The sequence below is a fragment of the Saprospira grandis genome (assembly GCF_027594745.1).
In the GTDB taxonomy this organism is placed as follows: domain Bacteria; phylum Bacteroidota; class Bacteroidia; order Chitinophagales; family Saprospiraceae; genus Saprospira; species Saprospira grandis.
The window spans coordinates 2,729,141-2,741,491 of the sequence record NZ_CP110854.1 but is presented as its reverse complement, the minus strand read 5'-3'; the positions used below and the strand labels follow the sequence as shown (position 1 = coordinate 2,741,491).

Genomic DNA, 12,351 nt, shown 5'->3' with positions numbered 1-12,351 from the left:
CTAAAAATTGGTCCATATTTAATGGCAGGCGGCCACCATTTCGGCCATGAGTTGGGGGGCTTTTTCTAGGGCATTGCCCACCACCACCAGATCGGCTCCAGCTTGAATATTTTGGGCCACTTTTTCGGCGTTGCGGATGCCCCCGCCCACAATGAGCGGAAGCTCTATGGCAGAAGAAACCGCCTCGATCATTTGGCTAGAAATGGGCTGAAGGGCTCCAGATCCGGCATCCATATAAATCAGTTTGAGGCCTAGGAGTTGGCCTGCTAGTGCGGTACAGATAGCAATATCTTCTTTATTGGCGGGAATAGGTTGGGTATTACTAATATAAGAAACCGAAGTGGGTTTTCCGCCATCAATGAGCATATAGCCTGTGGGTAGAATTTCTAGTGGGCTTTTGCGCAAATAGGCGGCGGCCTCTACATGTTGGCCAATCAGCAGATCGGGATTGCGGCCAGAAATGAGTGAAAGCAGCAGTAAGGCATCGGCATTATGGCTAATTTGGCGCAGCGAGCCGGGGAAAAGAAAAACGGGAATATCCGTCTGGCTTTTGAGCAGGGCCACCACCTCTTCTAGGGCATCATTGAGCAGTAGGCTTCCTCCCACAAAGAAATAATCTACACCAGCCCAAACCGCTCGTTCAATCGTTTCGTTCAATTCCTTCGTCTTAAGTTTATCGGGGTCGATAAGCAGGGCAAAGCCCTTTTGTTTTTGGGCCTTAGCCGCCAATAAATTTTGGTAAAGCGGAAAGTTCGCCAATCCTTTTAGCATAATCCTCGTTTAATCTTTGGGCGAAAGATAGTGAACTTTTGGCGACTGCCCCTAGCTTTTGGCTGAAGTTGTTGGCTTGGCCCTTGGGCATATTACAAAAGCGTACTTTTATGCTGCTATTGCGGTATAGGTAACTGCTGCCACAGACTAATTGGTCCAGCTTTTTTATCTTATAATAAGAAATTTTGGGGCCGGAGAAAAAAGGCAGGCGCAAAGCCGTTTGTTGAGCGGCCTAGCGATGTGCAGGGGTGGCCGAAGGCCAGACCGAGCCGCTGCAAGCGGCGAAGGGCCGAGCAGACTTGCGAGCCCCGCAACGTAGCGCCTGCCGCAGGCAGGAGGCCCCAAAAGAATAGAATCAGACTTGTTTATTCACTTAATTTTGACTTATGCGTTATTTATCAGCATTTTTAATTTTGGCTTTAGTGGGTTGGGCCGCATCTTGTAAAAAAGACCCTGTAGATCCTCCGGTGGAGGAGACAAAAAACCTGACCTTAAACTTCAAGGCGCAATTTGATGGGCAGGCCTTGCCGATGTTTACGGATGTTACGGCCCCGAATGGCGAAAACTTTCAGTTGCAAGTATTTAATTTTTTTCTTTCTTATATAGAAGTGCAGAAAGAAAATGGCGATTGGGTATTGGTGGACAGTTCGGCCTACGTTAATTTTAATAGCTTGGTAGACTTGGCGGATGCTGAGGCTGGAGTTGATTTGAGTTATAGTTTGGCGGAGACGGGGAATTTTACGGCCATTCGTTTTGGTTTGGGGGTAGCGCCTGATTTGAATGCCATGGATCCTGCGGACTTTAGCAGTGCGGTGGCCTTGGGGGATGCTGGAAATTACTGGACCGCTTGGGACAGCTATATTTTTACGCGAACCGAGGGTAAAATTGATAGTTTGCCAGCTGCAGCGGGTGGAGATGTTAATTTTCTCTATCACTCTGGGGTAGATGGCATGTATCAGCAAAAGAATTTCAGTAAACAATTCAATTTGGAGCAAGCGACCAGCTTGAATTTTACGATTGATATAAAAGAGGTATTTTACAAAACGGGGCAAGAAATTCCGATTGCGGACAACAACGTCAGTCATTCTGGAGACCCCAGCACTACGGAATACGCCATTGTAAAAACCGTTATTACGAATATGGGCCAGGCCCTAGAATTGCAATAAACTATGTTTAAAAAACCTCTTCTTTACTTGAGCTTAGGCTTGGGCAGCTTGTTACTTTTGGAAACGGCCTGCGACCCCAAGCCCGATGACATTGGTCCGGTTTCTCCTACTGTGGGGAGCTTGGATAGCATTCCGTATAACCCAGTAGCCTATGACTACCCTGAGATTAACGGCTTACCGACCATGGAAGAGCCCAGTGACAATAGAGCGACAGAAGCGGGGGTTAAACTGGGTCGATATTTATTTTACGAGCGCAAACTCTCTATAGACAGCAGTATTTCTTGTGCCAGCTGTCATCATCAGGATCGGGCCTTTACCGATGGGAACCCTGTGGGTATAGGGGTTGGTGGTGCTGTGGGGACCAGAAACAGCATGTCCTTAATCAATGTGGGCTACAACTGGAAACAAAACAGCCAGCACAACTTCAACTGGGACGGCAAATTTGCCAGCTTAGAGGAGCAGGTGCTTTCGCCAGTAGAGCACCCCTTAGAAATGATGAGTAATTGGGAGGATGTGATGCAGCGTTTGAAAGCGCATGAGCATTATCCTCGGATGTTTCGTCAGGCCTTTGGGATAGAACATATTGATGAGATGAGCAAAGAATTGGCGGCCAAGGCCCTTGCTCAATTTCTACGGACCCTCAACTCGGCAGATTCTGAATATGACCGAGACGAATGGGTACCTTTTCAGTATATGAGTGAAGCGGCTCAAAGAGGGAAGCTGCTCTTTTTGGGAGATGCGTTGGGCAGTGCCAGCACCAAGGATGCGGAATGTGCGCATTGTCATAGCTTTACTCGGGATGCGGCTATTTTTGCCCGCAATAGTTTTTCTAATAATGCCATTGACTCGGTGAGCAGCTTTATGGAATTTAGTGATAACGGATTGGGAGATGTTACGGGTTCCGTAGTAGACAATGGTCGATTTAGAGAAGTGAGTTTGCGAAATGTGGGCCTTACGGCTCCTTATATGCATGATGGTCGCTTTGCTACCTTAGAAGAAGTCTTGGACCATTACACCGAGCATACCTCGGGGAGTAGAGGGCCGAATGTGGCCAATGAGCTCAGCACTGCGCCAGAGCTGCCTCATTTGACGGCCCAAGAAAAACAGGACATCATTGCCTTTTTACATGCCCTGACCGATACTAGTTATGTCAATAAGGCCGAATGGGCTGACCCATTTTTGCAAGCAGACCCTTGGGCCGAATAAAATGCAGTTTTTAGCGCTTTTTTTAGATGAACGGAAGCTTATTTAGGCTAAAATCATACGGTTTAATAATAAAGCTGCTGTTTTTAGAACTAAAAATCTCTATTAAGATGCCTTTTTTATGAATTAAGCTTGTATTTTTACTAATGAAGTTTATCATCTCTGACTGATACTTTTAAAGCTGTAGGTAGACCAAACACTACCCCATATGAGTGAAATTTTCCAAGGCTTACGCTCGTTTGATAAGATGAACTTATACCTACAGCAAGCAGATTGTCTAATTGGCAATCTGCTTTTTTTATGTCTACGAATCTCCTTATTTTGGAGAAAATCAGCTAAGCATGTTACGCATTTTTAGAAACTTTTTCCGGCTCTATCTTCGTCCGATTTATTTGGTTATTCAGGCCACAATAAATAGCTATGGGCAAGACCGAGTACAGCGGATGGGGGCCGCCTTGGCCTATTATACTATTTTCTCCTTACCGGCCATTTTGATTATCATTATTGGTTTGGTGGGCTTCTTTTTGGGGGAAGCTGCTGTAGAGGGTCGTATTTACGACACCATTGTTGAGTTTGTGGGGGAGGCTGCGGCTGAGCAGATTCAGAATGCGGTAAAAAATATTGGCAGTCCGAGTACCAATTGGTTAGCGACCATTTTGGGTTTGGGCTTTCTGATCTTTTTATCTACTCATATATTCTATGCCTTACAAGAGGCCCTAAACACCATTTTTGGGGTAAGGGAGGTCGCTCGAAAGATGCAGATTGTGCAAATGATCATCAATCGGATTTTATCTTTTGGGATGATTCTCAGCATTGGGGGGCTCTTGGTCCTTTCTATCTTACTCAACGGACTAATTTTGGGGCTGAGCACCTATATCAAAGGGCATCAGGATTGGGTGGCCAGTCATTTGCCCGATCAATTGGCGCCAGCGGTAAGCTATTTTACCTCCAATTTTTTGGTCTTTCTCAATTTGGGCGTATCTATTCTCATCATTGCGATTTTCTTTATGTTGATGTATAAGATTTTGCCTGCGGCCCGTCTTCGTTGGCGCTACATCTGGTGGGGCTCGATATTTTCGGCCATTTTGTTTTGGTTGGGTCAGTTACTGATGGGCTACTACCTCAGCCATACGAGTATTGTGAGTGCCTATGGGGCCACGGGCTCGCTCATTATTATTTTGCTTTGGGTTTATTATTCGGCCCAATTGATTTTTATTGGAGCCGAGTTTATCAAGGCTATTTGTGAATACAGAGGGGTCATTATTCAGCCCAAGGCCTTTGCCAAGAAGATGCAAAAAGAGCGGCAATGGGTCAAGAAAAGTCGTCGAAAAGACGATAAGGGTCGGGTCATAGAACTCTATGAAAGTCCTTTACCCAACGAATTGATTTAAAGCAGCAGGGCCCCCAATCTTTTCAGATTGGGGGCCCTTTGTGCTAGAATAGTTTATTGGGGGATTTTGATTTTGGCTCCTACGAAAAAGCCTTCTACCCTACCCCAACGTTGTAATTGGCTCTTATTTAGCGCCTTGATGGCGGCTATACTCACATTGAATTTACGGGCCAAAACGCCTAGGCTATCGCCTCTTTGCACCCTATAGATTTTGGGTGTTTTGGGGGGGTCTGGACGAACCGGCGTTTCTTTGGGGGGCTGCCCCTCTCCTACTTTTAGCTTTTGGCCCAAAGACAAACGCGCCCAGTTCACGCCCGGATTGGCCGCGGATAACTTGCTAAAGGAAATCCCTAGCTTTCGAGCAATGCCATAGCCGGTATCTCCAGATACCACCGAATAATATTGAGTTGTAGCTTGTGGTGTGGGTGTAGGTGTGGGCTCCTCTTCTTGAGGGCTTGTTGTATTGTTATTGCTTGCTGTGTTATTAGTTGGGCTAGTTGTTCCCCGAAAAACATCTAGAAAACTAAAGACTTTGCTAGCGTACTGGCTAATTTCTTTATACTTAGCGGCGGTATCCCAGCTCAGATTAAAGCGGGTCACTACATCTTGAATAGCGCCCTGCAGATGCGCCCGCTCTAAAAAGTCCATTTGTGGGTTGGAGCTAGCAGCAGCTTGGGCGCGTTTGAAGGCCTTCATTACGGTATATTCGCCAGCATTGTAGGCCGTGAGCAACATAGGGGCATCCTTGGGATCATTGGCCGAAATGGCCAGGCCTGTCATACGGCTCAGGCTACGGGCCTTTAGGATGAGGGCTAGGGTACCAATCAAGGTATTTAAAGAAGCATCGGCCCAAACATCATTTTTATCTCGGTCCAAATACTCGCTCAATTTGGTATTTCGGTAGCGCAAATCTGGATATTGCTTAATCGTGGCGATCCAAGTCTGCCGAGTGATTTGCATCAGGCCCTTGGCGCCGCTATAGCGCCCCTCTCCTGCTCGGGCATTGCCCGAAGACTCTACGGCTACGATAGCTTTGAGCAAGGCGGCCTCTACCTTGAGCTGTTGTCCGTAATAATCTAGTACGGGCTCATAACGCCGAATATTGGCTAGGCGGCCAGCTATATCTTCCTGACTAAATGTGTGTCGAGCTATCATATTTTAAGGGGATTTTTTGAATGAATGATAATTTGGGGCCTCAGCTGCGGCTTCGCCTTGCTGCGCTACGTTTCGGGGCTCGCAGGTCTGCTCGGCCCTTCACCGGCAAAGCCGCCTCGGTCTGGCCCTACGGGCCACCCCTGCACATCGCTAGGCCAATTGCGCCAGCCCTCGGTTACTCCCTTTGGTCGTCGAACTGCAGCCTAAAGGCTTTGTTGTGGCCAATTGTGCGCCCTAAAGGGCGAAAAAGGGGCTTTGCCCCTCAAAATAAAAAAAGCTTTCTCCAACCCAAGGGTCAAAGAAAGCTTTTTTATATCATTGATGTGAAATTTCCTAAGAAACCACTTCTACTTCTGCAGGAATGATATTCACGAAAGTGCGATTTTTATAGCCTTTCTTGAATTCTACGATACCATCGCAGAGTGCAAAAAGAGTAAAGTCTCTACCTTTACCCATATTTTCGCCGGGGTGGAATTTTGTACCACGCTGACGAACGATAATGTTTCCAGAGCGAACGAGTTGACCGCCGTATTTCTTTACACCGAGTCGTTTACTGTTACTATCCCGTCCGTTGTCCGTACTACCTACACCTTTCTTGTGTGCCATGACTTTATATGTTTAGCGTACTAATTTAACAAATAATGAACTTCGCATAGCTATAAGCCTATGCAATGCTGTCAATCTTGATTTTTGTGAAAGATTGACGGTGACCGTTTTTCTTGCGATAGCCCTTACGACGTTTCTTTTTGAAAACGATTACCTTGTCACCTTTTAGGTGCTCTAATACTGTGCTGTTAACTTTAGCCTCTACGGTAGGCTGACCAACTTGGTAAGTGTCGTCTTTTGCTAGGAGGAGTACTTTATCAAAAGTAACTTGATCGCCCTCTTTAGCATCCAGACGATGAACAAAGATCTCTTGACCCTCGCTCACCTTAAACTGTTGTCCTTTAATTTCTACGATTGCGTACATCTTACCTGGATGAGTGAAAATGAATAATTAATAAAATTGTGTACTTGCCTTTTGGCAGCGGGCAAAAATAATATTCTTTTGAGAAAGAAAGAAATTTTGACCCAAAAAAATAAAGCCTGATGGTTAACCATCAGGCTTTTGTGGCGGAGGTTGAGGGATTCGAACCCCCGGACCCCGTGAAGGGTCTTCGGTTTTCAAGACCGACGCATTCGACCACTCTGCCAAACCTCCTGCGTAGAAGAACGATATCGTTCCGTCCTTGCGATTGCAAATATAGGGCAGCTATTTGGTTTGTCCAAACTTTTCTATAAAAAAAACCTAACTTTTTTGAAGTAAAAACGGCAACTCCCTCATTTTCAGCCTAAAGAAATTTTATTTTTTTGCGTCTAGAAAGGCGCGCAGCGCCTTGGCTGAGGGATGGGCAGCAGTGCGGCGAAGCCGCAGACCCAGCCAGCTTGCTGGCGCAGGGCCGAGCGAACAGCGAGCTGCGAGACAGCCCGACCCGACCGCAGGGAGGGGCAGCCCCAAAAAAGACTACTCCCCTAATTTTTCGGCTAAAATAGCTTGCATATCATCTTGATGAGCTTGGTAAAAGATGGGATTATGATAGACATTTAGTTTTTGGAGCAGGTAATGCAGCTGCTGTTGTTCCTTGGGGCTGAGGGGGGCAATTGCCAATTGGCCGAGCTGTCCCATTTGTGGTAAAAGCTGCATAATGAGGGCCTCCCCCTTTTGTGTTAAGGAGACCAACTTTGCCCGGCCATCGCTGGGGTCGGGGCGGCTGCTAATGAACTGGCCTCTTTTCAGGCGGCGGATAATTTCCATGCCCGAGCTAAACTCCATCGTATTTTTATCGATGAGTTGTTTTTTTTACATGGTTCCATCGACCAATAGGCTGGCCAAAAAGCCAAACTCATCTATGGTAGAGATGGGCTCATCTTTAAACTTTTTCTTGAGGTAAAAGCGAAGATATTTATAATTAAGGGTAACTAACTGAGTAATTTGGGCGGCTAGGTCGCCTTGCAGAGGCATAGCTGGCTCTAAATCGGTTACATTATCCACCTCAATATCCTGTTCTAGAATCCAGTAGGCAAAATCCTTGGCGGTCCAATCGGCCTTAGGTCCCTCCTCTTCGAATGCGGCCAAATAAGGCAACAAACGAATCAACTGATCGTATTTCATCATACTATAAAAGCATATTTGTTGAATGATTCAGCGGTAAATCTTCAACAAAATTAAACAAATCAAAAAGTGTTGTGTTTCCGCTGCATATTAAACGCTAAAACTGTATAGAAAGAGCATGAACGCACTAAAAAACTTTAGTTTAGGGAGTATTTGGATGGTTTCCATTCTTTTGTCGCTGCCTATTTGGGGACAAAACGGCTTGATTAAAGGACGAATTTTAGATGCCAAAAACAGCCAACCTATTATGGGGGCTAGTGTGGGTATCCCTAGTTTGGGCCTTGGCGGTATCAGTAATTTGGAGGGGGAGTATGAAATTGCCAATTTGGAGCCTGGCTTTTATACGCTTACTGTAAGTTATTTGGGTTATGAGAGCCAGACCAAATCAGAAATTCAAGTGACCAACTCTCGGCCTGCTAATATCGACTTTTTTTTAGAAGAAGAAAGCGAAGCCGTAGAAGAAGTGGTGATTAAGGCCTCTCCCTTTAAGCAAAAAGCGGAGAGTCCGACCTCTTTGCAGACCATTGGAACGGCGGAGATTCAGCGGAATCCGGGGGGAAACCGAGATATTTCTAAGGTCATTCGGATTTTGCCTGGGGTGACCACCACCAATTCTTTTCGCAACGATCTAATTATTCGGGGGGGAGCGCCTAATGAGAACCGCTTCTTTTTGGATGATATTGAGGTACCGAACATTAACCATTATGCTACTCAGGGGGCTTCGGGTGGGCCACAGGGTTTGCTCAATGTGGATTTGATTTCGGAGGTAGACTTTTTTAGTGGGGCTTTTCCGGCCAATCGGGGCAATAGTTTGAGCTCGGTCTTTAATTTTCGGCAAAAGAATGCCCGAGACGACCGTTTGGGGCTAACGGCTAGTGTGGGCGCCACGGATGTTTCCTTGGCCTTAGAGGGGCCTTTAGACAAAAACAAGAACCACAGCCTATTGCTTTCGGCTCGTCAGTCTTATCTCCAATTTTTATTTGATGCCATTGGGCTTTCTTTTTTGCCCACCTACAATGATTTTCAGTTTAAGTGGCAATACAAGCTGCCCAATAAGGACCTATTTTATGTAACGGGTTTGGGGGCCATTGACCGTTTCAAGCTCAATTTGGATGCTAATGAAACCCCAGAGCAGCGCTATCAACTGGATAATATTCCGGTGAACAACCAATGGAACTATGCCATTGGCGCGGTCTATAAGAAGTTTCAGAAGAATGGCTATTATACCTTTGTTTTGAGTAGAAATATGCTCAACAATGATATTTTCAAGCATGAGGAAAATGACGAGAGTCTGCCCAGAACCTTTGATTACAACTCTCAGGAGAGTGAGAATAAATTGCGTTTAGAGCATAGTCTTCGCTTGAAGGGCGACTACAAGCTGAGTTATGGTTTGGGCTATCAATACGTTCGTTACTTTAACCGCAGCAATTTGCAAGCCTTGGTGGGCGGCTCGCCTCAGCTAGTGAGTTATCAGACGGAGCTGTTTTTTCATAAGTATGCGGCTTTTGGTCAAATTAGCAAGCAGTTTTTGCAGGACCGCCTAAATCTTTCTGTAGGGATGCGCTTGGATGGCAATAGTTATTCGGAGCTGATGGCCAATCCCCTAGAGCAGTTTTCGCCTCGTTTGGCCCTTTCTTATGCCATTACGCCTCAGATTAGCTTTAATGCCAATGCGGGGATTTTCTATCAGCTGCCGGCCTATACGGCTCTTGGTTTTAGAAGCAATGATGGGAGTTTGGCCAATCAGGATCGCCTGAAGTTTATCCGCAATCAGCAGTTGGTGGCGGGTTTTAGTTATTTGAGTGAAACGGCCAGCAAGATTTCGGTAGAGGCCTATTATAAGAAGTATAACAATTATCCCTTTTTGCTCAATGAGCAGATTGCCTTGGCCAACTTTGGGGCTGATTTTGGCGTGGTGGGCGCTGCCCCTCTAGATGATCGTGGAGAGGGCCGTAGTTATGGACTAGAGTTCTTGTTTCAACAGCGCCTCTACAAAGGCTTTTATGGCATTTTGGCCTATACTTTGGGCCGCTCTGAGTTTAAAAATCAGGCGGGAGATTATGTGGTTTCTTCTTGGGATAGCCGTCATATTGTGAATGCGGCCTTGGGCAAAACGATTCCGATGATGAACCAAAAGATTCGCAAGGCCCGCAATGAAAAGCGAGAAGCCAAGGGAAAATCGGCCATTACTAAGGCGCTGGTTAATCAGGAATTGCAATTGGGTTTAAATATCCGTATGCAGACGGGCTTACCTTATACGCCTTATAATGACAGCCTTTCTGCTTTGGTCCAAAACTGGAACAGCTTTAATGAGGGACTTAGAGATTACAGCCAACTCAATAGCGAGCGGACCAATTTATTTTATGGAGTTGATTTTCGGGTAGATTATAAATGGTATTTTCCCAAATGGAGCCTACAGCTCTACTTTGATTTGCAGAATTTCCCCTCTCAGGCGGCTAGTCAGCCCCGCCTAATTTTGGAGCAGGGCGATGATGGCGATCAGCCCGTAACGATTATCAATGAGGGACAGCCCGATGCTGCTTATTTGCTCAGAAGCATAGACAATACGAGCTCGGTAACGGTGCCTTCTATTGGGGTCATTATTCAGTACTAATTAGATGCGATATTTATTTTTCTTATTGATTTGTTGGGCCTGCCAAGCGCAGGCTCCACTTTCTACAGAAAGTGATGAGGGCCTTTTGATGGAGCGGCGAGAATTTGAGGGTTACAGCCAGTCCTTTGCCTATGCTCGTTTGTCGGCCAAGCAATTGGGGCGCCTAAAACTGCTGTCGGCAGAGGGGCGTTCTTTGGCCCAACTTTTTAAGGAGGAGCCCCCCATTTTGGCCCTGAATGCGGGCATGTTTCATCCCAATTATGAGGCGGTGGGCCTATTGGTCCTAGCGGGCGAAGAGCGCCGTCCTTTGGTTTTAGGCGAAGGGCGGGGCAACTTCTTTTTACAGCCCAATGGGGTATTTTGGCTAGACCGTTTGGGGCGGGCAGGCATTGCCCCTAGTCCCGACTATGCCCAAATGCAGCCCGAGGCCTTTTGGGCCAGTCAATCGGGCCCCTTATTGCTCTATCAGGGAGAGATCCATCCTGCTTTTCGCCCTTCGTCTAAGAACAAATTTATCCGAAATGGCTTGGGCATCGATAGCTTGGGCCGTTTGCATCTGATCCAGTCTTTGGCCCCCATTAACTTCTATCGTTTTGCGCAGTTGTTTCAAGAGTTGGAGTGCCATTCTGCCCTCTATTTTGATGGGGTAATTTCACAGATGTATATGCAGGGGATCGGTCGTTTAGCTGATTATCGGCGGCCTTTGGGCCCTGTTTTATATCTTCCTGCCAATTAGTTTTTTTGGGGCTGCCCCTTCCGCCGGGTTGAAACCCAGCGCAAAGCGGCATCGCTTTGCGAGCTTATACAAAATGAGGGTTAAAACCCTCATGAATTATCGGTCGGGTCGGGCTGTGTCAGGGCTCGCAGGTCTGCTCGGCCCTTCAGCCCTTCGGGCTTCGGTCTGGCCTTCGGCCCCCCTTATCCATCCCTCAGCCTGCGGCCCTTCGGGCCTGTAAAACCGTTTAAGGCAGAGAGAAAACCCATTACTTTAAAGCTTAATTGCTTTCCTGATTTAGAGAGGAGGGTCAAAACTATGGTTTTGGCCCTCCTTTTTTGGGCCTGTTTAACGTTTTTTCTGCGCCTAACCCCTAGGCCCTGATTGATATTTTATCCTAGCTGTAGGTTGAAACCTACAGCAACAAAAGCGGCCATACTAACTGCAATAAAAATGGGCCGATGGTTAAAACCATCGGCCCATAAGGAATTCTAATAAAAGTAAGCAAGGGCTTTAATTCGATCTTTGTATTGCCCCCATAAAATCTATAGGAGATTTAGGGACAAGCCCCTAGGCGACTACTAGCTGAATCTGGACAAGCTAAAGGCCCAAGTTTTATTTGGACACACAAAATTATGAATAGTCATCGGGAGGGGTTCCTCTACCCCTCAAAAGGGGTTCCTCTACCCCTCAAAAGGGGTTCCTCTACCCCTCGAAAGGGGTTCCTCTACCCCTCGAAAGGGGTTCCTCTACCCCTCGAAAGGGGTTCCTCTACCCCTCGAAAGGGGTTCCTCTACCCCTCGAAAGGGGTTCCTCTACCCCTCGAAAGGGGTTCTTCTACCCATCAGGAGGAGTATCCCTAGCCATTGGGAGGGCTAGTCTAGTTTTTTGGGTCAGTAGCCTAATTTTCGGGAGCATTCAGGGCCTTCTTTTGTCGGCATATTAGGGGAGAGCAGCAAAGCCGCCGAAGAAAAAAGCTCGGCTAAAAAATTGGCTGTGCGGCTGAGGGATAGAAAGCAGTGGCCCGCAGGGCCAGACCCAGGCAGCTTTGCTGCCGCAGGGCCGAGCGAACAGCGAGCTGCGACATAGCCCGACCCGACCGCAGGGAGGGGCAGCCCCAAAACGGCAAACTAGTTGAACAAAAATGCAGGAGCTCCATAAAAAACACTATCTTATAAAGGCCTA

11 protein-coding genes and 1 tRNA gene are annotated in these 12,351 nt (G+C 46.8%); 5 read left to right on the top strand and 7 right to left on the bottom strand.

The genetic code is table 11. The features are described 5' to 3' along the window. Positions 1 to 18: 18 nt before the first annotated feature. A complete protein-coding gene (locus tag OP864_RS10855) occupies positions 19 to 771 on the bottom strand; it encodes a phosphoglycerol geranylgeranyltransferase (RefSeq protein ID WP_270098209.1) in 753 nt (250 codons plus the stop codon). Between the two features lie 386 nt (positions 772 to 1,157). Between OP864_RS10855 and OP864_RS10845 the strand changes: the two genes are divergently transcribed. The 3 genes from OP864_RS10845 (at position 1,158) to OP864_RS10835 (ending at position 4,531) form a co-directional block, all read left to right on the top strand. Then, positions 1,158 to 1,937: an MbnP family protein gene (locus OP864_RS10845; RefSeq protein WP_270098208.1), complete on the top strand. Its 780-nt coding sequence runs from the start codon at positions 1,158 to 1,160 to the stop codon at positions 1,935 to 1,937. Positions 1,938 to 1,940: 3 nt separating this feature from the next. Further along, positions 1,941 to 3,143 (top strand): cytochrome-c peroxidase, encoded by a 1,203-nt coding sequence (locus OP864_RS10840; protein ID WP_270098207.1) that lies wholly within the window; start codon positions 1,941 to 1,943, stop codon positions 3,141 to 3,143. Between the two features lie 338 nt (positions 3,144 to 3,481). Continuing rightward, entirely contained in the window at positions 3,482 to 4,531 is a 1,050-nt protein-coding gene (locus OP864_RS10835; RefSeq protein ID WP_015693042.1) for a YihY/virulence factor BrkB family protein, read from the top strand. A 53-nt stretch (positions 4,532 to 4,584) separates the two neighbouring features. On the opposite strand, the gene OP864_RS10830 is transcribed toward OP864_RS10835, so the two are convergent. From OP864_RS10830 to OP864_RS10805, 6 genes are all read right to left on the bottom strand, one after another. Continuing rightward, the gene (locus OP864_RS10830) at positions 4,585 to 5,685 is read right to left on the bottom strand and encodes a LysM peptidoglycan-binding domain-containing protein (RefSeq protein ID WP_270098206.1); all 1,101 of its coding nucleotides are present in this window, start codon (positions 5,683 to 5,685) and stop codon (positions 4,585 to 4,587) included. Between the two features lie 333 nt (positions 5,686 to 6,018). Further along, positions 6,019 to 6,291 carry a 50S ribosomal protein L27 gene (rpmA, locus tag OP864_RS10825; RefSeq protein WP_015693039.1) on the bottom strand — a complete coding sequence of 91 codons (273 nt, stop codon included), beginning with the start codon at positions 6,289 to 6,291 and terminating at the stop codon, positions 6,019 to 6,021. Positions 6,292 to 6,349: 58 nt separating this feature from the next. Beyond that, positions 6,350 to 6,655 (bottom strand): 50S ribosomal protein L21, encoded by a 306-nt coding sequence (rplU, locus tag OP864_RS10820; protein ID WP_270098205.1) that lies wholly within the window; start codon positions 6,653 to 6,655, stop codon positions 6,350 to 6,352. Between the two features lie 141 nt (positions 6,656 to 6,796). Further along, positions 6,797 to 6,886, bottom strand: a tRNA-Ser gene (locus OP864_RS10815). Between the two features lie 303 nt (positions 6,887 to 7,189). Continuing rightward, a complete protein-coding gene (locus tag OP864_RS10810; RefSeq protein WP_349294427.1) occupies positions 7,190 to 7,498 on the bottom strand; it encodes a MarR family winged helix-turn-helix transcriptional regulator in 309 nt (102 codons plus the stop codon). Between the two features lie 27 nt (positions 7,499 to 7,525). Further along, positions 7,526 to 7,840 carry a hypothetical protein gene (locus OP864_RS10805; RefSeq protein ID WP_270098204.1) on the bottom strand — a complete coding sequence of 105 codons (315 nt, stop codon included), beginning with the start codon at positions 7,838 to 7,840 and terminating at the stop codon, positions 7,526 to 7,528. Positions 7,841 to 7,955: 115 nt separating this feature from the next. Here OP864_RS10805 and OP864_RS10800 point away from each other — a divergent pair, with 115 nt between their 5' ends. After that, positions 7,956 to 10,451 carry a TonB-dependent receptor gene (locus OP864_RS10800; protein ID WP_270098203.1) on the top strand — a complete coding sequence of 832 codons (2,496 nt, stop codon included), beginning with the start codon at positions 7,956 to 7,958 and terminating at the stop codon, positions 10,449 to 10,451. A 4-nt stretch (positions 10,452 to 10,455) separates the two neighbouring features. Then, a complete protein-coding gene (locus OP864_RS10795) occupies positions 10,456 to 11,187 on the top strand; it encodes a phosphodiester glycosidase family protein (RefSeq protein WP_270098202.1) in 732 nt (243 codons plus the stop codon). The last annotated feature ends 1,164 nt before the right edge of the window (positions 11,188 to 12,351 follow it).